General features: G+C 70.3%; 18 protein-coding genes and 1 tRNA gene. 4 read left to right on the top strand and 15 right to left on the bottom strand.

The window, feature by feature from the left end:
• Positions 1-142: 142 nt before the first annotated feature.
• The gene (locus ACTMTU_RS10240) at positions 143-1,045 is read left to right on the top strand and encodes a DUF3626 domain-containing protein (protein ID WP_441263147.1); all 903 of its coding nucleotides are present in this window, start codon (positions 143-145) and stop codon (positions 1,043-1,045) included.
• Between the two features lie 62 nt (positions 1,046-1,107).
• Here the strand turns inward: ACTMTU_RS10240 and ACTMTU_RS10235 are convergent.
• From ACTMTU_RS10235 to ACTMTU_RS10220, 4 genes are all read right to left on the bottom strand, one after another.
• A tRNA-His gene (locus ACTMTU_RS10235) sits at positions 1,108-1,180 on the bottom strand.
• A gap of 118 nt (positions 1,181-1,298) precedes the next feature.
• Positions 1,299-1,901, bottom strand: a complete 603-nt coding sequence (gene orn, locus ACTMTU_RS10230; protein WP_441263146.1) for an oligoribonuclease — start codon at positions 1,899-1,901, stop codon at positions 1,299-1,301.
• 175 nt (positions 1,902-2,076) lie between these two features.
• On the bottom strand, positions 2,077-3,285 hold the full coding sequence (locus tag ACTMTU_RS10225) for a helix-turn-helix domain-containing protein (protein WP_441263145.1): 1,209 nt from the start codon (positions 3,283-3,285) through the stop codon (positions 2,077-2,079).
• Positions 3,286-3,672: 387 nt separating this feature from the next.
• On the bottom strand, positions 3,673-4,104 hold the full coding sequence (locus ACTMTU_RS10220) for a hypothetical protein (protein WP_441263144.1): 432 nt from the start codon (positions 4,102-4,104) through the stop codon (positions 3,673-3,675).
• A 301-nt stretch (positions 4,105-4,405) separates the two neighbouring features.
• Here ACTMTU_RS10220 and ACTMTU_RS10215 point away from each other — a divergent pair, with 301 nt between their 5' ends.
• Positions 4,406-4,927 (top strand): universal stress protein, encoded by a 522-nt coding sequence (locus ACTMTU_RS10215; protein WP_005317245.1) that lies wholly within the window; start codon positions 4,406-4,408, stop codon positions 4,925-4,927.
• A 306-nt stretch (positions 4,928-5,233) separates the two neighbouring features.
• Positions 5,234-5,803 (top strand): acetate uptake transporter, encoded by a 570-nt coding sequence (locus ACTMTU_RS10210; RefSeq protein WP_037774602.1) that lies wholly within the window; start codon positions 5,234-5,236, stop codon positions 5,801-5,803.
• Positions 5,804-5,937: 134 nt separating this feature from the next.
• Here the strand turns inward: ACTMTU_RS10210 and glmS are convergent, their stop codons facing one another.
• Both glmS and ACTMTU_RS10200 read right to left on the bottom strand, forming a co-directional pair.
• A complete protein-coding gene (gene glmS, locus ACTMTU_RS10205) occupies positions 5,938-7,755 on the bottom strand; it encodes a glutamine--fructose-6-phosphate transaminase (isomerizing) (RefSeq protein ID WP_441263143.1) in 1,818 nt (605 codons plus the stop codon).
• 53 nt (positions 7,756-7,808) lie between these two features.
• Positions 7,809-8,075, bottom strand: a complete 267-nt coding sequence (locus tag ACTMTU_RS10200; RefSeq protein WP_005317253.1) for a hypothetical protein — start codon at positions 8,073-8,075, stop codon at positions 7,809-7,811.
• 344 nt (positions 8,076-8,419) lie between these two features.
• On the opposite strand from ACTMTU_RS10200, the gene ACTMTU_RS10195 reads away from it, so the two are divergent.
• Positions 8,420-10,036: a beta-N-acetylhexosaminidase gene (locus ACTMTU_RS10195; protein WP_441263142.1), complete on the top strand. Its 1,617-nt coding sequence runs from the start codon at positions 8,420-8,422 to the stop codon at positions 10,034-10,036.
• 85 nt (positions 10,037-10,121) lie between these two features.
• Here the strand turns inward: ACTMTU_RS10195 and ACTMTU_RS10190 are convergent, their stop codons facing one another.
• The 9 genes from ACTMTU_RS10190 to ACTMTU_RS10150 form a co-directional block, all read right to left on the bottom strand.
• Positions 10,122-11,894 (bottom strand): IucA/IucC family protein, encoded by a 1,773-nt coding sequence (locus ACTMTU_RS10190; RefSeq protein ID WP_441263141.1) that lies wholly within the window; start codon positions 11,892-11,894, stop codon positions 10,122-10,124.
• A complete protein-coding gene (locus ACTMTU_RS10185; RefSeq protein ID WP_441263140.1) occupies positions 11,891-12,442 on the bottom strand; it encodes a GNAT family N-acetyltransferase in 552 nt (183 codons plus the stop codon). Before ACTMTU_RS10185 ends, ACTMTU_RS10190 begins: the two co-directional genes overlap by 4 nt.
• Positions 12,439-13,698, bottom strand: coding sequence for a lysine N(6)-hydroxylase/L-ornithine N(5)-oxygenase family protein (locus ACTMTU_RS10180; RefSeq protein WP_441263139.1), 1,260 nt, complete (start codon positions 13,696-13,698; stop codon positions 12,439-12,441). Before ACTMTU_RS10180 ends, ACTMTU_RS10185 begins: the two co-directional genes overlap by 4 nt.
• The gene (locus tag ACTMTU_RS10175; RefSeq protein WP_441263138.1) at positions 13,682-15,157 is read right to left on the bottom strand and encodes a pyridoxal phosphate-dependent decarboxylase family protein; all 1,476 of its coding nucleotides are present in this window, start codon (positions 15,155-15,157) and stop codon (positions 13,682-13,684) included. Before ACTMTU_RS10175 ends, ACTMTU_RS10180 begins: the two co-directional genes overlap by 17 nt.
• Positions 15,158-15,352: 195 nt before the next feature.
• Positions 15,353-16,204, bottom strand: a complete 852-nt coding sequence (locus ACTMTU_RS10170) for a siderophore-interacting protein (protein WP_441263137.1) — start codon at positions 16,202-16,204, stop codon at positions 15,353-15,355.
• 2 nt (positions 16,205-16,206) lie between these two features.
• The gene (locus ACTMTU_RS10165) at positions 16,207-17,238 is read right to left on the bottom strand and encodes an ABC transporter substrate-binding protein (RefSeq protein WP_441263136.1); all 1,032 of its coding nucleotides are present in this window, start codon (positions 17,236-17,238) and stop codon (positions 16,207-16,209) included.
• A gap of 179 nt (positions 17,239-17,417) precedes the next feature.
• Positions 17,418-18,578, bottom strand: a complete 1,161-nt coding sequence (locus ACTMTU_RS10160) for an acyl-CoA dehydrogenase family protein (RefSeq protein WP_189467650.1) — start codon at positions 18,576-18,578, stop codon at positions 17,418-17,420.
• Between the two features lie 6 nt (positions 18,579-18,584).
• A complete protein-coding gene (locus ACTMTU_RS10155; RefSeq protein ID WP_441263135.1) occupies positions 18,585-19,529 on the bottom strand; it encodes a hydroxymethylglutaryl-CoA lyase in 945 nt (314 codons plus the stop codon).
• Positions 19,526-21,511: an acetyl/propionyl/methylcrotonyl-CoA carboxylase subunit alpha gene (locus ACTMTU_RS10150; protein ID WP_441263183.1), complete on the bottom strand. Its 1,986-nt coding sequence runs from the start codon at positions 21,509-21,511 to the stop codon at positions 19,526-19,528. Before ACTMTU_RS10150 ends, ACTMTU_RS10155 begins: the two co-directional genes overlap by 4 nt.
• Positions 21,512-21,513 lie beyond the last annotated feature (2 nt).

The raw sequence follows: 21,513 nt of genomic DNA, 5'->3' as shown, positions 1-21,513 counted from the left end.
ACCGGAAGGCCCTCACCTGTTCAAGATCCTTCAGCCGAGACCTGGCTCACCCGTCCACAACCTCCCCGGACAGAACAGCTAGTGCCACCGGTCGTCGGTAAACCGGGTGCGACGGCGGATCGGCTCCCGGCACACTGCCCGGATGAGATCGGACACCCTGGACACCGCGCGGGAACAGGCCCTTCGGCACGTGGGGGAGCTCTCGTCCGGTCCGCCACTGGATCCGGCGCTGCGGGTGACCCTCAACTTCCACCCGGACCGTGCGGCACAGGGCAAGCCCGTCCTGGACGCGTTGTCGGAGTCCGGCGTCTACCTCTCACAGTTCGTCACCGGGACGAGCAACGGGGGCCTGACCGCCTTTCCCGGCGGTGACCGGTGGCGGTGGGAGAGCCGGATCTTCGGTGGTGTGTACGACGAGGCGGCCGCTCGGGACCGGCCCGTCTACGGGGCGCTGAACTTCCGCCGCAAGCCGGTCGGCGCGGCGCCGCGGTTCGGCTCCGCCCACTTCCGCCTTGCGGCGCACACATCGGCGCGGACCACGTTCTGCTACCCGGACAGCTTTCTCGAACCCTCGGACTTCGGCGTGGTGGACCGCATGGGGCTCATCGAGCTCGCCCTCGCCGACCGCCAGGACGCTCTGGACGACTACATCGAGGCGCAGGTGCACGGGCCGGTCCGGCTGGACCGCGATGTGGAGGCGCTGGTCCTCGACCCCTGCTACCGGGGGACGGACGTCGAGGAGGCCGCCCGGTGCCTGCCGTGCCCCGTGGAGTGGCATCCCGGCTTCCGTCTCACGGTCGGAGAGCTGCGCCGCCATCCGTCCTACCGGGGCCAGGAGTACGTCGACCTGGGCGCGCGTATCGCGGTGGGCGGCCTCCTCGATCCGCGCATCGTCGGAGACGCCGTACGCACCGGCCGTCACGACCCGCAAGCGGTCAAGAAGGTGTGGCACTGCCTCGCCCGCTTCGGGGCGCCCCCGCAGTCCGCCGGCGCATCCGCGCCTTCCTCGCACAGCGAGGAACCCGTGCTCGACGGCCTGCACTGAGCGGGCCGGCCCCGGACACGACAAGGGCCCCGGTCCGAAGACCGGGGCCCTTGATCGATCAGGGTGAGTAACGGGACTCGAACCCGCGACATCCTGGACCACAACCAGGTGCTCTACCAGCTGAGCTATACCCACCACGACCGGTCTTTCTCCCGACCGGCCGAGAAAAAGTGTACAGGGTCCGAGCGGGTGCTCGCGCCAGGGTTTCGCGCCGGCGGGGAGCGCCCGTCGTTCCGGCGGCGACGGCCCGTCGTTACTGCGCGGGCATCACGTATTTGGCCGCGATGGTCTTCGCCGTCTCCGTGTCCGGGCCGGGCTGCGGGACGAAGACCGCCTCGCGGTAGTAGCGGAGCTCGGCGATGGACTCGCGGATGTCGGCCAGTGCCCGGTGGTTGCCGCTCTTCTCCGGGCTGTTGAAGTACGCCCGCGGGTACCAGCGGCGGGCCAGCTCCTTGATCGAGGAGACGTCGACGATCCGGTAGTGGAGAAAGGCCTCCAGCGTCGGCATGTCGCGCAGCAGGAAGCCGCGGTCGGTGCCGACCGAGTTGCCGCACAGCGGGGCCTTGCCGGGCTCCTTGACGTGCTGGCGGATGTAGGAGAGGACCTGCTCCTCCGCGTCCGCGAGGGTCTTTCCGTCCGCCAGGACGTCGAGGAGACCCGAGGCGGTGTGCATCTGGCGCACCACTTCCGGCATCGTCTCGAGCGCCGCGTCCGGCGGGCGGATCACGATGTCCACCCCTTCGCCGAGTACGTTCAGTTCCGAGTCGGTGACCAGTGCGGCCACCTCGATGAGTGCGTCGTCCGTCAGCGAGAGCCCGGTCATCTCGCAGTCGATCCACACCATGCGATCGTTCATGCGCCCTACCTTACGGTGGCGGCTGCGCTGCGTAACCGGCCTGGGGAAAGCCGGCTGCCCCGAGGGGACCGCCGTCGGACCCGGTGCCCGGACGGCGTCCGGCCCGGTCGGGGACGGCACCCCGTGGGGCGCCGTCCCCGACCGGGCCGGTGTCGAACTGTCCGCGGACGCCGCGTTACGGCACGCTCCGCTGGCCCGGCAGGCTCGGCCTGCCGTGACCCGCCGCATACGCCTCCGGAACCGGTTTGCCCAGCTCGGCGGCGGGCGCCATGGCGGAGGGCCCGCCGGGTCCCGCCTGAGGGCGTCTGGCGCCCGGCCCCGCCTGGGCGGGGACGACGGACTCCAGGATCGACGTCCGGTCAGGGTCGCTCTGCGGACGACGGGCCCGGTAGGCGGCCCGGTAGGCGGCCGGGGAGGACCCCAGCTGCCGCCGGAAGTGGCCGCGCAGCGCCACCGGGGACCGGAAACCGCAGCGGCCCGCGACCTCGTCGACCGAGTAGTCGGAGGTCTCGAGCAGCCGCTGGGCCTGAAGCACCCGCTGGGTGATCAGCCACTGCAGCGGGGCGGACCCCGTCAGCGAGCGGAACCGGCGGTCGAACGTACGCCTGCTCATGTAGGCACGCGCGGCCAGCGTCTCCACGTCGAACTGCTCGTGGAGGTGCTCCAGCGCCCAGGACACGACCTCGGCCAGTGGGTCCGAGCCGATTTCCTCTGGTAAAGACCTGTCGAGATAGCGCTCCTGACCGCCGGTGCGACGGGGTGGGACGACGAGCCTGCGGGCGAGCGCTCCGGCCGCCTCCGTGCCGTGGTCGGTGCGCACTATGTGGAGGCAGAGGTCGATTCCGGCCGCTGTTCCCGCGGACGTGAGCACATCTCCGTCGTCGACGAACAGCTCACGCGGATCCACGTGCACGGACGGGTAGCGCTTCGCCAGGGTCGGCGCGTACATCCAGTGGGTGGTGGCGGGGCGCCCGTCGAGCAGGCCGGCGGCGGCCAGGACGAACGCCCCGGTGCACAGGCCGACGATGCGGGCGCCCTCCTCGTGTGCCCGGCGCAGCGCGTCGAGCGCCTCGGGCGGTGGCGGCGAGGTGATCGAGCGCCAGGCCGGCACCACGACGGTGCCCGCTCTGCTGATCGCCTCGAGGCCGTATGGCGTGGTCAGTTCCAGGCCGCCGGTGGTCCTCAGCGGTCCGTCCTCGCCGCCGCACACGAGCAGGCGGTAGCGGGGAACTCCGGCGTCCTGACGGTCAATTCCGAACACCGAGAGCGGGATGGAACTTTCGAATATAGGGCCGCCGCTGAACAGCAGCACGGCGACGACTTCCCGGCGCCGGCGCCCGGACAGCTTCCGTGCCGTCTCCGGCGCGGCGGAGTCCTGACTCATGACGCTAAACCCCCCTCGAAGTACGCGTCTCCCCGTTCGTTTCGGGCCTTTCGCTCCTGCACGTTTCCCCTCGGTTCTGCACGAGTCCCCCGGCCTTCGATACTCATGATCGAATCTACTGCGTCCCGTGGCGCCGGCGTGACAAGTTCGGGATGCCCCGCTATGTCGACATGGCAACTTGGCGCGATGCATTCGATCACGAAGCGTTCCACTCGGGGGGCCCACAGGGAAGTGCGCATCGCAGGCATGGCCCGTCCCCGTAGGGTGCCAGAGGGGCCTTCAGCCCTTTCTTCCCTGGTGACAAGGGGGTTGGCAGGCCATTTCGACAAGGATCGGCCTGCGTAGTGAAGTTGGCTGAAAACATACGGGTGCGGGCGTGTAAAACCGTCAGCCGCCCGGTGTGCCTCTCGACCCGCGCCGCGCACCGCGCCGCGCACCGCGCCGCGCACCGCGCCGCGCACCGGGGACGGTACCGGAGTGCCGGCCTCCGGCCGGCCGCGCGTCCCCGGCGGCGCGACCCCGTGCGGCCGTCCGTTCCGAGTGGCGCAGCAGCACCCGGCACGCCGCCGTCACCGCGGCGAGCCCGAGGGCCGCGGCGGCCGCGCCACCGACGGAGGTGCCGTAAACGACGAGCACGACGGGGACCAGGAGGCAGCTGAAGGCGCCCCAGCGGACGACGTCACCGGCGGGGCTCGCGGAGCCCGCCGGGTCGTCCGGACGGGAGCGGGCGGTCGGGGCCGGTGCGGAGGGGGAAGTGGCGGGGCGGCGGCGGGACGGGGGGCCGGGGGAGCGGTGGGGGCCGGGCGGTGGTGCTGGCACAGAGGCTCCTGGGGGCGGCGGGGTGACCCACTGGCCAACGAGGACCGTGGTGGTCCGGTCACCCGGTGGCGCGCAGACGGCTGTAGTGGCCAAGCGGCATTGCGATCCTGGGCGCGCTCGGGCATGCTCCCTGGAACGTCGCGCATGGGGGCAGCAGGCCCTGGGCAGGAGAGGAGTGTCGCCGTACCCTTTGGGTATGGGGCGGGGAAGACGATTCCCGGACACAGCTCCACCGCCCCTCCAGCCGACGCGCTTTCCTCAATCGATCACTCCGAAGAGGACCTCCTTCGCCGAGACACCGATGGCCGGTCACGAAATCCCCGAACCCGCGGACCGCAAGCAGGTAGCCGATCCCCTGTCGGACCTGCGGGCGGCTGAAGAAGCACGCCATTCATGCGATCCCGCCTTCCGGCACGGAGTCGTCGTCGGTTTCGACGGATCGACGTCCAGTGAGCGAGCGCTCGCCTACGCCATCGGCATGGCGAGGCGGACCGGATCCGGTCTGATCATCGTCCATGTCGCCAACCGGCTGCCGACGACCGTCTGGGCCGGCTGCGAGCCGCCCGTCTTCGTCGACGTGCCCGATCACCGCACCGAGGTCCTGGGCCTCGAGCTGGCGTGCGCGGACTACCTCGCCGAGGTCCCGTGGATCCTGGTCGAGCGCGGCGGCGACATCTGTCATGAACTGGAAGAGGTCGGCCGCGAGTATTCGGCCGACGCGATCGTGGTCGGCTCCACGCACGGCATCGTCGGCCGGCTCTTCGGGTCGGTCGCGGGGCGGCTCGCGAAGCGCGCGCAGCGCCCGGTCGTCGTGATCCCCTGACGCGGACGTCCTGAACCGGGCCTGGACCGGATCCTCCGAACCGGATCTCCTGCACCGGATCTTCAGTGCGCCTTCCCGGATGACCGGCTCCGGGACCCGACTTCCCTGCCGCCCCGGTGGTCCGTTTCCTCCCCTCTTTCCCCGCCTGTCGGGTGAGGCTCCGTCAACTCCCCTGCACGCCAGGCATGTACGGAAATCTACCCATGCGTAAAGGTGGATTGTGCGCTTGTGAAGGGTAGATATCCGGTCGCTGGGATTGCAGCACATGGCGCAGCACAACTGCACAGGACAGGAAGGGAGCCCGCCGTGGACAACGGAGTCTCTGCGGGAACTGGTTCTACTTCGACTCTCGGCAACCTCGCCCTCGGGCTGACGCTGCTGGCCTTCGGTGTGGGCAACACCGGAGTGATCGACAACGTCTCCGCCGCCGATGCCGCCGCGCTCGCGACATGGGTCGGCGGAGTGGCGCTCTTCGTCGTCGGCCTGCTCGAGTTCCGCGCGGGCAACGGCGGTTCGGGAACCGCCTTCGCCGGTCTCGGCGCCTTCTGGTTCACCTGGGGGACCGCCGTGGGAGGCGAGACCTCGGCCGAGGCGGCGGGCCTGTTCATGCTGCTGTGGGCGCTGCTCGCCCTGACGCTGACCGCCGCCGCCTCCGGCAGCGGCGTCCTCGGCCAAGGGGTGTACGGGCTGCTGACCCTCGCACTGCTGCTGGGCGGTATAGCCGCCTTCGCGGGCAACGAGGGCCTGGCCAAGGCCGGCGGCTGGGTCGGCGCGGTCGCGGGCCTCGTGGCCTGGTACGGCGCGACGGCGGCGCTCGCCAAGTGGCCGACGTTCACGGGGCGTGCTGCCGGCCGGCGGGTGACGGCCACCGGCTGAGGCCCGCGGGCCTCACGGCAGCTCCACGGGCGGGCGCTCCGGGTGGCGCCCGCCCGGTGAAAGGGGAACGCCCCCTGTGTGCACGGTGGCACACACAGGGGGCGTTCCTCATGAACCGGTCCCGCGGCCGTCGCCTACTCGACGGTGACGGACTTGGCGAGGTTACGCGGCTTGTCGATGTCCCGGCCCAGCGCCAGCGCCGTGTGGTAGGCGAGGAGCTGGAGCGGGATGCCCATCAGGATCGGGTCCAGCTCGTCCTCGTTCTTCGGCACCACGATGGTGTGGTCGGCCTTCTCCTGCTCGCGGTGGGCGACGGCGAGGATGCGGCCGCTGCGCGCCTTGATCTCCTCGAGCGCGGCCCGGTTCTTCTCCAGCAGCTCGTCGTCCGGAACGATCGCCACGGTGGGCAGCGCGGGCTCGATGAGTGCGAGGGGGCCGTGCTTGAGCTCGGAGGCCGGGTAGGCCTCGGCGTGGATGTAGGAGATCTCCTTGAGCTTCAGGGAGGCCTCGAGCGCCACCGGGTAGCCGCGGACCCGGCCGATGAACATCATCGACTTGGCGTCCGCGTACTCCGCGGCCAGCTTCTTGATCTCGTCCTCGGACTCGAGGATCTCGCTGATCTGCGCGGGCAGCTTGCGCAGGCCCTCGATGATCCGCTTGCCCTCGGCGACGGACAGGTCGCGGATGCGGCCCAGGTGCAGGGCGAGCAGGGCGAAGGCGACGACCGTGTTGGTGAAGCACTTCGTGGAGACGACGCACACCTCGGGGCCGGCGTGGACGTAGGTGCCGCCGTCGGCCTCGCGGGCGATGGCGGAACCGACGACGTTGACCACGCCGAGGACGCGGGCGCCCTTGCGCTTGAGCTCCTGGACGGCCGCGAGGACGTCGTAGGTCTCGCCGGACTGGGAGACGGCGATGTACAGGGTGTCGGGGTCCACGACCGGGTTGCGGTAGCGGAATTCGGAGGCCGGCTCGGCGTCGGCGGGGATACGGGCGAGGGACTCGATGAGTCCGGCGCCGATGAGTCCCGCGTGGTAGGAGGTACCGCAGCCGAGGATCTTCACGCGGCGGATACCGCGGGCCTCGCGGGCGTCCAGGTTCAGGCCGCCCAGGTGCACGGTGTTGAACCGGTCGTCGATCCGGCCGCGCAGCACACGGTCGACCGCGTCGGGCTGCTCGGAGATCTCCTTGTGCATGTACGTGTCGTGGCCGCCCATGTCGTAGGAGGCGGCCTCCCACTCGACGGTCTCGGGGGTGGCGGTGGTGGACGCGCCCGTGGTCGTGTAGGTCCGGAAGTCGTCGGCCTTCAGGGTGGCCATCTCGCCGTCGTCGAGGGTGACGATCTGGCGGGTGTGGGCGACCAGCGCGGCGACGTCGGAGGCGACGAACATCTCCTTCTCGCCGATGCCGAGGACGACGGGGGAGCCGTTGCGGGCCACCACGATGCGGTCGGCGAAGTCGGCGTGCATCACGGCGATGCCGTAGGTGCCCTCGATCACCTTGAGGGCCTCGCGGACCTTCTCCTCCAGGGTGGTGGCCTGGGAGCGGGCGATCAGGTGGGTGATGACCTCGGTGTCGGTCTCGGAGGCGAAGACCACACCGTCCGCCTCGAGCTTGACGCGCAGCTCGGCGGCGTTGTCCACGATGCCGTTGTGGACGACGGCGACCTTGTTCTCCGGGTCCAGGTGGGGATGCGAGTTGATGTCGCTGGGGGCGCCGTGGGTGGCCCACCGGGTGTGGGCGATGCCGGTGGTGCCGGCGAAGCGCTTGGGGACGCGGGCCTCGAGGTCGCGGACCCGGCCCTTGGCCTTGACCATCTTCAGCCCGGGGGACTTGGGGCTGCTGATGACCACGCCCGCGGAGTCGTAGCCGCGGTACTCCAGCCGCTGCAGACCCTCCAGCAGCAGCGGAGCAACGTCACGCTTGCCGATGTATCCGACAATTCCACACATATATTTTCTGCCCCTCCATAGATCAGAAGTGTGCCCGGCCCCGGTGGGGCTGCTCAGCCGTAGACCATGCGGCGCAGCTGGCGGAGCGAGAGCTCCGGCGGCGCCACGGCGCGGTGCGGCAGTTCGGCCGCGATCCGCTCGAAGATCTCGGTGTTCACCGCGCCGCCGGACTTGAGTTCGCGATGGCGGCGGCGGACGAACTCCTCGGTCGTCTCGTCGAAGTACGCCAGTACATCGAGCACCACCCGGGCGGCTTCACCGCGCTGGAGCGCGGTGCTGCGCACCAGGTGGTCGATGAGATCGTCGTGCGACAGGCGCACAGACTGGCGAGGTTCGAGCACCCGTAGATATTGGAGGGCGGGCGCTGCTCTTCGCAAGAATCCTGCCCGATTCCGGGCAGGAGATAGCTCACACCCTCCCCGGAGCGGTCCGCTCCGCCGTGCCGCACCCGTCCTCGCCCGGTGAATCGGCGTCCGGCGCCGGCGCTACCGAGGCGATCGGGACGGGCGGCCCGTCCGTATGATTTCCGGCGACGGGGGATTTCTTCGCCGGTGGAACGAGTAAGTGGTCTACACCTTGACCGCCGTTGAGGTGCACGGTACGCATGTGTGATCGAGTGGTTGCTCTGCGCACAGACGAGAACCCCGTCGAAGGGACCCAGCCTGTGAGTCAGCCCAGACCGATTCCCCGCCTCCTCGGCTCGCTGTTGCTTGTGACGGCGGCCGCCCTCTCCGGAAGCGTCGCCTCGGGCCCGGCCGTGGCCTCCGGCGGCGAAAGCGCCGCCACCGTCCGGCCGCTCGGCCAGATCGTCCCCGCACCCGCGTCCGCCGAGCCGGGCGGCGCCCCCTACACCCTGACCGCCGGCACCAGGATCCGCACCGACGCCTCACCCGAGGCGCGCGCCGTCGCGGAGCGCCTCGCCGAGGTGCTGCGCCCCTCGACCGGTTACGCCCTGCCGATCACCACCCGGCCTGCGGCCAGGTCGATCAACCTGCGGCTCAGCGCCGGGGAGAGTGCCCTGGGCGACGAGGGCTACCGCCTGAAGTCCTCCCCCGGCGGGGTCACCATCACCGCGCACCGGCCCGCCGGCCTCTTCCACGGTGTGCAGACGCTGCGTCAGCTGCTGCCCGCCGAGATCGAGGCGGACTCTCCCCGCGGCGGCCCGTGGCAGGTCGCCGGCGGCACGATCACCGACGTCCCGCGCTATGCGCACCGGGGCGCGATGCTCGACGTCTCGCGGCACTTCCTCACCGTCGAGCAGGTCAAGCGCTACATCGACCACCTCGCCCTCTACAAGATCAACACGCTGCATCTCCACCTCTCCGACGACCAGGGCTGGCGCATCGCCATCGACTCGTGGCCGCGGCTGGCCACATACGGCGGCTCCACCCAGGTCGGCGGCGGCCCCGGCGGTCACTACACCAAGGCCCAGTACAAGGAGATCCTCCGGTACGCCTCCTCCCGCTATCTGGAGGTCGTGCCGGAGATCGACATGCCGGGGCACACCAACGCCGCCCTGGCCTCGTACGCCGAGCTCAACTGCAACGGCGTGGCCCCGCCGCTCTACACGGGCACGGCCGTCGGCTTCAGCTCGCTGTGCGTGCGCAAGGAGCTGACGTACGACTTCGTGGACGATGTGATCCGGGAGGTGGCCGCGCTCACGCCGGGCAGGTACATCCACATCGGCGGTGACGAGGCGCACTCCACCAGCCACGAGGACTACGTGGCGTTCATGAACAGGGTGCAGCCGATCGTCGCCAAATACGGCAAGACCGTCATCGGCTGGCACCAGTTGACCGGCGCGACCCCGCAGAAGGGCGCGCTGGCCCAGTACTGGGGCCTCGACGGCACCAGCCAGGCGGAGAAGGCACAGGTCGCGGAGGCCGCGAAGAACGGCACCGGGCTGATCCTGTCGCCGGCCGACCGGGTCTACCTGGACATGAAGTACAACAAGGAGACCAAGCTGGGCCTCGCCTGGGCCGGGTACGTCGAAGTGCAGCGGTCCTACGACTGGGATCCGGCGAACTACCTGCCGGGCGTACCCGCGAGCGCCGTCAAGGGGGTGGAGGCGCCGCTGTGGACGGAGACCATCTCCACCGACGCGCACATCGACCAGATGGCGTTCCCGCGTCTGCCGGGTGTCGCGGAGCTGGGCTGGTCACCGGCGTCCACGCACGACTGGGACACCTACAAGGTGCGGCTCGCGGCGCAGGGGCCGCGGCTGTCGGCGCTCGGCATCGACTTCTACCGCTCGCCGCAGGTGCCCTGGCCCGCGCAGTGAGCGGCGGGTGAGGAACCGGCGCCCGGCGGGAGGGACCGTATCCCGCCGGGCGCCGGCCGTTCTCGGGCGCCGACCCTGGGCGTTCCTAGGAGGCGAACCGTGCGATCGGGTTCGTCAGTGTGCCGACGAACTGGAGCGCGGCCGACGGGTCGGCCAGGTCCACCATCTGCCGGTTGTTGCGCAGCTGGAGCCGGTTCAGGCAGGACAGCGCGAACTCGTCCGCGAACATGTCGTACTGCGCGAACTTGTCCGTCAGTTCCGGCACCGACCGCTGGTACGCGCGGACGCACTCGGCGACCGTGCGCCAGAAGTCGTCCTCGGCGAGCACCTCCTCCTCGGCGAGCGTCGCGCCGAGGAAGCGGAAGAAGCAGTCGAAGACGTCGGTGAAGATCGAGAGGATCTTCGTCTCCTCCGGCACCTCCACCCGGATCCGGTCGACGGACGGCGGCAGCACCGCGTCCGGGTCCATCACCGCGATCTCCTCCGCGATGTCCTTGAAGATCGCCCGCCGGACGGTGCCGTTCTCGCCGAGCACCAGGATGACGTTCTCGCCGTGCGGCATGAAGACCAGGTCGTACGCGTAGAAGCTGTGCAGCACCGGCAGCAGATAGGCGTCCAGGTAGCCGCGCAACCACTCGGTGGGGGCCAGGCCCGACTCGGTGATCAGCGCGCCCGCGAACGACGCGCCCTCGTGGTCGACGTGCAGCAGGGACGCCATGGTGGCGAGCCGCTCGCCGTCCTCCAGGGACGACACCGGGCTCTCGCGCCACAGGGCGGCGAGCATCTTGCGGTAGGGGGAGTACCGGTCCGTCGCGGCCTCGTACTCGAGGTGGCGGTAGCCCACGGCCGCACGCTCGCGGATGATCGAGAAGCGGGCGGCCTTCAGCACGTCGTCGCCGTCGATCAGCCCGGCCAGCCAGTCGTTGATGGCCGGCGTCGCCTCCATGTACGCGGCGGAAAGGCCGCGCATGAAGCCCATGTTGAGGACGGAAAGGGCCGTCTTCACATAGTGCTTGGCCGGGGCGTCGGTGTTGAAGAACGTCCGGATGGACTGCTGCGCCAGGTAGCGGTCGTCGCCCTCGCCCAGGTACACCAGCCGCTGCTGGGCGATCTCGGCGGCGAAGGTCACGGACAGCTTGTTCCACCACTGCCAGGGGTGGGCCGGGATCAGCAGGTGGTCGGCGAGATCGAGGCCCTGGTCCGCGAGGGTCTTGGCGAAGCGGTCCACGGCGTCGTCGCCGAGCTCGGCCCGGATGAAGCTCTCGTAGTCGATGCCGTCGCCGGCGGTGAACGCGGCGCGGTCGCGGCGGGCGGCCAGCCACACCAGCCGGAGGGGGTTCGCGGCCTCCGGGGCGTAGGCGTGGTACTCGTCGATACCGAAGCCGAGCCGGCCGTTGTTGGCGACGAAGCAGGGGTGCCCCTCCGTCATGCCGGTCTCGACCGCCTGGAAGTCCGCCTTGGCCAGCTCGGCGGCCGCGACCCGCGGCTTCGCCGACTTGTACGCCGTGCCGGAGAGGGTGGAGGAGATCTCCTCCAGATACACGGGAAGGATCTCGTCGCTGAGGCCCAGGGAGCCCCGCATCTCGATGACGAACTCCAGCGCGTCCAGCGGCAGCTGCGCACCGTCGCGGTGACGGCTGATGGAGTCGGCGGCCACCTGCCAGTGGTCGAGGGCGAACCGGCGGGCGGTGAAGCGGTACTCGGTCGCACCGTCGTCCGCGACGAGGCGGTAGGCGCCGTCGCCGAGGTGCTCGGGCGTGAGCAGCCGCTCGTGGGTGAACTCGGCGAGGGCCTTGCGGACGAGGAGCCGGTTGGCGTGCGCCCAGCGGTCGGGCGTGAGGTGGGACACGGGGTTCATCGGGTCACCGCCGTGGCCGCCTCGAACTGCTCGCGGGTGCAGAAGCTCAGCAGAGCCTCTTTCTCGGGCTTCGCTATCTTCTCGGCGGCGACGAAGCCGACGGCCTCGTTGAGCCGGTGCACGGCCGAGTTGCCGACGTCCGGCTCGACCACGACCCGCTTCGTCGCCGGATCGGCGAACAGCTCCCGCATCACGGCGGTGATCACGGCGAGGGTGAAGCCGTGCACGGGCCGGTCGGTCGGCGCGACGAGGAAGTGCATGCCGACGTCGCCGGGCTCCGGGTCGTACAGCCCGACGAGCTCCACGTACCGCGGGTCGTAGCTCTCCATCAGGAAGGCGGGCTCGCCGTCGTGGAGGCCCATGAACGCGTGGTGGTGCTCGTGCGCCGCTATGCGCATGTACTCGCGCTCGACGTCCTGGAGTTTCGCGTCCTGCATCATCCAGAACGCGGCCTTCGGGTGGGTGACCCAGCTGTGCAGCAGCTCGGCGTCCGCCAAGGGGTCGAGGGGCCGGAACGTGAGGGAACCGACGGCGGTGGTGGTGCTCATACAGCGAACTCCTGGAACGCGATGGACTTCTCTACGGCGTAGTACTCGCTGCCCAGCAGCTCGCCGATGATGTAGGCGTTTCGGTAGGCGCCCATGCCCAGGTCGGGCGAGGTGATCGAGTGGGTGTGCACGCCCGCGTTCTGCAGGAAGATCTCCCGGCCGGCCGTGTCGATGGAGTAGTTGCGGGCGACGTCGAAGCGGCCGTGGCCGTCGAGCCGGATCCGGTCGGCGACGGGCTCCAGGAAGGCGGGGGTGACGTACCGGTAGCCGGTGGCCAGGATCAGGCCCTCGGTCCGCAGCTCGTAGTCCTTGCCCTGCTCCTCCTGGCGCAGTCCCAGGGTGTAGGTCCCGTCCTCGTACGAGGCGGTCCGCAGCGCCGAGTTGGTCAGCAGCCGGGTGGGGACCGGGCCCTTCAGGTTCTTCTGGTAGAGCAGGTCGAAGATCGCGTCGATCAGCTCCGAGTCGATGCCCTTGAACAGACCCTTCTGCTGGGACTCGAGTCTGTAGCGGGTCTCCTCCGGCAGTGCGTGGAAGTAGTCGATGTACTCCGGGGAGGTCATCTCGAGCGTCAGCTTGGTGTACTCCAGCGGGAAGAAGCGCGGGGAGCGCGTCACCCAGTTGAGCCGGTAGCCGTGCACGTCGATCTCGGACAGCAGGTCGTAGTAGATCTCCGCCGCGCTCTGGCCGCTGCCGACGAGAGTGATCGACTCCTTCTTCCGCAGCGCCTCCTTGTGGTCCAGGTAGCGGGAGTTGTGCAGCAGGTCCCCGCCGAGGCCCTGGCAGGCCTCGGGGATGTACGGCGGGGTGCCGGTGCCCAGGACGAGACGGCGGGCCGTGAATGCGTCGTCGGCGGTGCGCACCACGTACACCTCGCCCTCTTCGTCGTACGACACCGAGGTGACGGTCGTGTTGAAGCGGATGCTGCTCAGCCGGGCGGCGGCCCAGCGGCAGTAGTCGTTGTACTCGGTCCGCAGCGGGTAGAAGTTCTCCCGGATGTAGAAGGAGTACAGCCTGCCCTGGTCCTTGAGGTAGTTCAGGAACGAGTAGGGCGAGGTCGGGTCGGCGAGGGTGACCAGGTCCGACATGAACGGCGTCTGGAGATGGGCGCCTTCCAGGAACATCCCGGAGTGCCATTCGAAGTCCGGCTTGGACTCCAGGAACAGGCCGTTCAGCTCGTCGATCGGCTCGGTCAGGCAGGCGAGACCGAGGTTGAACGGACCCAGTCCGATACCGATGAAATCAAGAGGCGTGGACAAGGTTCTCTCCAAGGAACTGCTCGGCGTGGCCGGCGATCAGGTCGAGGACGGCGGCGATGTCTTCGGTCGTCGTCTCGGGATTGAGCAGGGTGAACTTCAGGTACTGGCGCCCGTCGACCTTGGTTCCGGCGACCACGGCCTCGCCCGACGCGAACAGCGCCTTACGGGCGTGAAGGTTGGCCCGGTCGATCAGGGCGGGGTCGGTGACGGACCGCGGGATGTAGCGGTAGACCAGGGTGGACAGCTGCGGCTGCACGACCACGTCGTAGCGCGGGTCGGCGGCGAGCAGCTCCCAGCCGGCCGCGGCGAGGTCGCACACCTCGTCGAAGAGCTGCCCCACACCGTCGGCGCCCATCACCCGCAGCGTCATCCACAGCTTCAGCGCGTCGAAGCGGCGTGTGGTCTGCAAGGACTTGTCGACCTGGTTCGGTATCCTCCCCCGCAGTCCTCCGGACGCGGGAGGTGCCCCCACGTCCACAGCGGGCCGCGGGTTGAGGTAGTCGGCGTGGTACGTGGCGTGGCGCAGTGTGGCCGCGTCCCGTACCAGGACCGCCGACGAACTCACCGGCTGGAAGAAGGACTTGTGGTAGTCGACGGTGACGGAGTCGGCGTGCTCGATGCCGTCGAGCAGGTGGCGGCGGGCGGGCGAGACCAGCAGTCCGCAACCGTACGCCGCGTCGACATGCATCCAGGTCTCGTACAGCCCCGCGAGCTCGGCGATCTCCGGCAGCGGGTCGATGGAACCGAAGTCCGTGGTGCCCGCGGTCGCGACGACGGCCATCGGGACAAGGCCCTCGGCGCGGCAGCGCTCCAGCTCCGCGGCGAGCGCCACGGTCTGCATCCGCTTGTCGCGGTCGACGGGTATCGAGACGACGGCCTCGGGGCCGAGCCCGAGGAGGGTGGCCGACTTCTGGACGCTGAAGTGGCTGCACTCGGAGCTGAAGATGCGCAGTTTCGCCAGGTCGGTGGTCTTGGCCTCCTGGCGGGCCAGCAACAGGGCCTGGAGGTTGGACTGGGTGCCGCCGCTGGTGAACACGCCGTCGGCGGCCGGGCCGAGACCGATCCGCTGGGCGGTCCAGTCGATCAGGCGGCGCTCGATGAGGGTGCCGCCGGCGCTCTGGTCCCAGGTGTCCAGGGAGGAGTTGACCGCGGAGAGGACCGCTTCGCCGAGCACGGCCGGGATGACGACCGGGCAGTTGAGGTGGGCGAGGTAGCGGGGGGAGTGGAAGTAGACGGCGTCCCGGAGGTACACGTCCTCCAGCTCGTCCAGGGCGGCGGAGGCGTCTCCGAGCGGCCGGTCGAGGTCGATCGCGGAGACGACCGGCGCGAGCTGGTCGGGGGTGACTCCGGTGAACGGCCGTCGGGTCGTGGCGAGTCGGTTCGCCACCCGCTCGACTCCTTCGGTCACGGAGCGCCGGTAACGCTCCGCCGTCATGTCATTGAGCAGGTGCGAGCGCATGCAATGTCCTCCCGTGGCGGGGACCTGGTCGCGCCTCAGGGGACAGGAAGAAGGGGGCGAGGGCGACGCCTTAAGTAAGGTAAGCCTAACCTAACTCAAGCCTCGAGAGTCCCTCGCCCCCCTTGGGGCACAACCGTTATGCTGTTGATCACACAATGACCGCGCACAGACGGTCGGTTGAGGCCGCGGCGCGGGTCACTCGGCCTCTTCGGCCGGCTCCTCGCGGAGCCCGTCCTCGCTCACGCCGCGCTTCCAGTAGCCGACGAAGGTGACCTTCCGGCGGTCGAACTCCCGGTCGTTCACCAGATGGCGCCGCAGCGCCTTGATGCTGCCGGACTCGCCCGCGATCCAGGCGTAGCCGACGCCCTCGGGCAACTCGGCGGCGGCGACGGCCTCCACGGCCGATGGCGCGCCCTCGTCCCGGACGAGCCAGGTGATGTCGGCGTCCGCGTCGGTCTTGAGCGGCAGCCGGTCACCGGCGTGCGGCACCTCCAGCCAGACCTTGGCCTTCCGGCCGGCGGGCAGCCACTCCAGGATCGCCGAGGTGGCGGGCAGCGCCGTCTCGTCCGCCCAGATCAGCACCCAGTCGGTGTCCTCGGGCGGCCGGCAGCGCACGCCGGTGTTGTCGGCGACCGCGGGGCCGAGCACCATCACCCGGTGACCGGGCTCGGCGGCCAGCGCCCAGCGACAGGCCGGGCCGCCGTCCTCGTGCACGGCGAAGTCGATGTCCACCTCGCCGTCCTCGACGCGCTGCTCCCGCACCGTGTACGAGCGCATCACGGCCCGCACGTCGTCGGGCAGCGCGCGCCACGCGGCGAAGATGGCGCCGCCGTCACCCGCGTCGACGGGGACGACGGGGGCCGGCTGGCCCGGGTGCGGAAGGAACAGCGACAGGGACTGGTCGCGGCCGCCGGCCACGAAGTCCCGCAGGCCGTCCTCGCTCTGCCCGGTGAAGGTGACGCGGACGAGCGACGGGCCGAGCCGCCTTGTCCGCGCAACCTGCAGGTCGAAGAAACGGAACGGGGCGATCTCGGCCTCGGTCGTCATGGTCAGGAGACCTTCTTCGCGTTCTCGATGGCCTTCGCGAGATCCTCGAGGATCGGCGCGCACTTGTCGTACGAGTAGATCGGCTCGGTGACACGCGGGACGACCTGACCGGCCTTCACCGCGGGGAGACCGGCCCAGGTGGGCTTGGCCTTCAGGGTGTCGGGCTGGAGGGTGCCGGTGCGGTTGTCCAGCATGATGATGTCGGCCCCGTACTTGCCGGCGTTCTCCCAGCTGAGCTCCTCGAAGAAGCCCTGGGCGTTCGGCTTGGGCTCGACGAACTTCACGCCGAGCTCCTGGAAGTAGAGCGTGTCCGCCGACATCTTGGGGACGGAGACGTAGAAGAGGTCCTGGCTGCCGGAGCCGATGAGAACCTTCAGGTTCGGCTTGGCCTTTGCGGCCTGGCGCAGCCGCTCCGCGGCCTTCTCGAAGCGGGCCTTGGCGTCGGTGACCTTCTTGGCCTTCATGTCGGCGCCCAGGGACTGTGCGAGGTCCGCGCGACGCTGGAGGGCGCCCGGCATGTTGATCTGGGCGGCCCACAGGGCGACGCTCGGGGCCAGCTTGAGGATCTTGTCCTTGGACTGGTCCGGCACGTACCAGAGGGCGTCCTTCTCCCACATGTCCGTCACCAGCAGCTCCGGCGCGAGCGCCGCGTACTTCTCGACGTTGAACTCGCCCCAGACGTTGCCCAGGATCTCGACCTTGCTGATGTCCATGTCGCCGGCCTGGACGTCGGCCTTGCCGTCGGCGGTCTTGGTCGGACCGAACACGCCGGTGACCTCGACCCCGTAGTCGTACAGGGCGGCGGCGGTGCCGGTGAAGGCGACGATGTTCTTCGGGGCGGCCTTCGACTCGGACTTCTGACCGCGGTCGTCGGTGAAGGACCAAGGGCCGGACTTCGCGGCGGCCTTGTCGGAGTCACCCGTTTTGCCCTTCGTCTCCTGGCCGCACGCGGCGAGCGCCACGCCGAGCCCGAGGGCGCCGCCGGCGGAGAGCAGGCCTCGTCGAGTGAGATGGGAAGCTCGGGCGTTGGGCATGGTGGTGTCCGCTTTCGTACGTGCCGAATAGGCCACTGGCAGGTTTTGAAGGTAGGTTAGCCTAACCTCAGAAGTTGTCCAGGGCTGGTCAGGCGCCCGGCGCGCGAGCGGAGCGTGACCTTGAACACGCGGCGGCGCGCGGCCCCGTCAGGGTGCCGCGCGCCGCGATGAGCCCCAGGTCAGCCGGTGAGGCCCAACTCCCTTGCGATCAGCATTCGCTGGACCTCGCTCGTGCCCTCGCCGATCTCCAGGATCTTCGAGTCGCGCCACATGCGGGCCACCGGATACTCGTTCATGAAGCCGTAGCCGCCGTGGATCTGGGTCGCCTCACGGGCGTTGTCCACCGCCACCGTCGACGAGTACAGCTTGGCGACGGCCGCCTCCTTCTTGAACGGCTCGCCGTGCACCAGCCGCGACGCCGCGTCCCGCCAGCCGACGCGCGCCATATGAGCCTTCATCTCCATGTCCGCGATCTTGAACTGGATGGCCTGGTTCGACCCGATCGGCCTGCCGAACGCGTGCCGCTCCCGCGCGTACTTCACCGACTCGTCCACACAGCCCTGCGCGAGACCGGTCGCCAGCGCCGAGATGGCGATACGGCCCTCGTCGAGGATGCGCAGGAACTGCGCGTACCCGCGCCCTTCTTCGCCGAGCAGGTTGGCGACCGGGACACGGACGTCGGCGAAGGACAGCTCGCGGGTGTCGGAGGCGTTCCACCCGACCTTGGAGTAGGGGGCGGCCACCGTGAATCCCGGCGTCCCGGAGGGGACGATGATCGCGGAGATCTCCGGACGCCCGTCCTCCTTGCGGCCCGTCACCGCGGTCACGGTGACCAGACCGGTGATGTCGGTGCCCGAGTTGGTGATGAAGCACTTGGAGCCGTTGATGACCCACTCGTCGCCGTCCCGTACGGCGGTGGTCCTGGTGCCGCCGGCGTCGGACCCGCCGTCCGGCTCCGTCAGGCCGAACGCGCCCAGCAGCTCACCGGAGCACAGCCGCGGCAGCCACTGCCGCTTCTGCTCCTCGGTGCCGAACAGGTGGATCGGCATCGCGCCCAGCGAGACGCCCGCCTCCAGCGTGATGGCCACGGAGGAGTCGACACGGGCCAGCTCCTCCAGGGCGATCCCGAGAGCCAGGTAGTCGCCGCCCATGCCCCCGTACTCCTCGGGGAAGGGCAGCCCGAACAGGCCCATACGACCCATCTCACGGACGATCTCGTAGGGGAACTCGTGCCGCTCGTAGAAGTCGCCGATCTTCGGGGCTATCACGTCGTGGGCGAACTGCTCGACCGTACGGCGGAGTTCCTCGTGCTCGGCTGACAGCCGGTGATCCAGGGACATCAGGGGTCACTCCTTGTGGGAGAGGGCGCGGACGGTACGGGAAGGGCTGGGGCGGCCCAGCTGTTCGGCCATCCACACGCTCGTGGCGGTGAGCCGGCCGAGATCGACCCCGGTTTCGATGCCGAGGCCGTGAAGCATCCACACGAGGTCCTCGGTGGCGAGGTTTCCGGTCGCGCTCTTCGCGTACGGGCAGCCGCCGAGGCCGCCCGCGGACGAGTCGACGACGCTGACGCCGTGCTGGAGCGCGGCGAAGGTGTTGGCGAGAGCCTGGCCGTACGTGTCGTGGAAGTGCACGGCGAGCCGGTCGGCCGGGACCCCGGCGCCGGCCAGCTCGGTGAGCAGGGCGGCGACATGGCCGGGTGTGGCGACACCGATCGTGTCGCCGAGGCTCAGCTCGTCGCAGCCCATGTCGGCCAGCCTGCGGCAGACGCGGACGACCTGGGCGAGGGGCACGGGGCCCTCCCACGGGTCGCCGAAGCACATGCTCAGATAGCCGCGCACCCGCAGACCGTGCTCCACGGCCCTGGTCACGACCGGCTCGAACATGGCGAGTGCCTCGTCGACCGTGCGGTTGAGATTGGCCTTGGCGAACGACTCCGTGGCGCTGGCGAACACGGCCACCTCGCGGGCGCCGAGGCCGAGCGCCCGGTCCAGGCCGCGGTCGTTGGGGACCAGGACCGGCAGCCGCACGCCGGCGAGGGAGCTCACCAGCGGGAACAGTTTCTCCGCGTCGGCCAGTTGGGGCACCCACCTGGGGTGGACGAAGCTCGTCGCCTCGATGGTGGTCAGCCCCGATCCGGCGAGGCGGCGGATGAACTCCGCCTTGACCTCCGTGGGCACCACCGACTTCTCGTTCTGCAGGCCGTCGCGGGGACCGACCTCATGGATGCGCACACGGTCGGGAAGTCCCTGGCCGCGGACGGCCATCGGCAGTCCTTCGGTGCCGGTCATGCGGTGACCTCCCCGTCGGTCGTTCCGGTCGTGCCGGTCTCACCGGTCTCTTCAGGGGTGACCACGGCGAGCACCTGGTCCATGGCGACGGTCGAGCCCGCGATGACGTCGAGCTCCGTGACGGTCCCCGCGTGCGGGGCCGAGATCACGTGCTCCATCTTCATCGCCTCCACCACGAGCAGGCTCTGCCCGGCGGCCACCACGTCACCCACGGCGACCTTGACCACGGTGACCGTGCCCGGCATCGGCGCCGCGAGGGTGTCCACCCCGGAACGGGCGGCGCCGCTCAGGGACGCCTCGACGGGGTCGTGGTCCATGACGTGCCAGGAGTCGCCGTCCCGGCCGAGCCAGTCGCCCGCCCGGTGGAAGGTGTGCGTGACGCCGTGCATCTCCACGGAGACCGTGTGCGCCTCCACCCGGGGTGTCGCCTGCCGGCGGACGGCGTGGTCGACCGGGTCCGAGCCCGGCACGCGCAACGGGAAGGCCAGGGAGGCCGGTTCGCCGCCCATCCGCCAGCCGGTCGGCACGGAGAACGGGTCGGTCCAGCCGGCGCCGTCCGGGCGCGGTGCCAGCGCGGCGGCGCGGACCGCCGCCGCGGCCTCGTACACCTCGTCCGGCACGCCGGCCGGGACCAGGCCCTCCGCCTCGCGCTCCACCAGGCCGGTGTCCATCTCGCCGGAGACGACAGCCGGGTGGGCCAGCAGCCGGCGCAGGAAGCCGGCGTTCGTCGGGACGCCGAGCGTCACCGTGTCGGCCAGGGCCGCGCGCAGCTTGCGCAGTGCGGCGGGGCGGTCGGGGCCGTAGGCGATGACCTTCGAGAGCATCGGGTCGTACAGGCTGCCGACCTCCGAGCCCTCGCTGAGGCCGGAGTCGGTGCGCACTCCGTCGCCCTGCGGCTCCTGGAGCCTCAGGACCGTGCCGCCGGAGGGAAGGAACCCGCGGGAGGGGTCCTCGGCGCAGATCCGGGCCTCGATCGCGTGGCCCGTGAGGGTGATGTCGTCCTGCGTGAACGTCAGCCGCTCGCCGGCCGCGACCCGCAGCTGCCACTCCACCAGGTCCAGTCCCGTGATCAGCTCGGTGACCGGGTGCTCGACCTGGAGGCGGGTGTTCATCTCCATGAAGTAGTACTGGGAGGGGTCCGTGCCCGGCACGATGAACTCCACCGTGCCCGCGCCGCGGTAGCCGCAGGAGCGGGCGGCCTGCACGGCGGCCTCGCCCATCGCGGCGCGCGTCGCCTCGTCCAGCAGGACGGACGGCGCCTCCTCGATGATCTTCTGGTGGCGGCGCTGGAGCGAGCACTCGCGCTCGCCGAGGTGGACCACATTGCCGTGGCCGTCGGCCAGCACCTGGATCTCGATGTGCCGAGGGCGGTCGATCCAGCGCTCGACGAGCAGCGTGTCGTCGCCGAAGGAGGCGCGTGCCTCACGCCGGGCCGCCGCGATCTCGTCCATAAGGGCGGACTCCACGCGGGTGAGGCGCATGCCCTTGCCGCCGCCGCCCGCCGAGGGCTTGAGCAGCACCGGCATGCCGATCTCGCGTGCGGCGGCGGCCAGTTCCTCGTCGCTCAGTCCGCTGCCGGACGATCCGGGCACGACCGGGACACCGGCCGCCCGCACCGTCTCCTTGGCGCGGATCTTGTCCCCCATGAGGGAGATCGCGGACGGCGGCGGTCCGATGAAGACCAGCCCCGCCTCCGCGCAGGCCTGGGCGAAGCCCGCGTTCTCCGCGAGGAAGCCGTAGCCCGGGTGCACGGCCTGCGCGCCGGTACGGGTCGCGGCGTCGAGCAGCCTCTCGATGGAGAGATAGCTCTCGGCGGCCGGCGCCGGGCCGATGCGAACGGCCGTGTCCGCCTCGCGCACATGGCGTGCCCCGGCGTCGGCGTCGCTGAAGACGGCCACGGAGCGTACGCCGAGGGACCGCAGGGTGCGGATGACCCGTACGGCGATCTCGCCCCTGTTGGCCACCAGAACGGTGTCGAACATCG

The sequence above is a fragment of the Streptomyces sp. OZ13 genome (assembly GCF_052068155.1).
Classification (GTDB): Bacteria; Actinomycetota; Actinomycetes; order Streptomycetales; family Streptomycetaceae; genus Streptomyces.
Note: the sequence above shows the minus strand (reverse complement) of the source record. Positions and strands in the feature narration are given on the sequence as shown.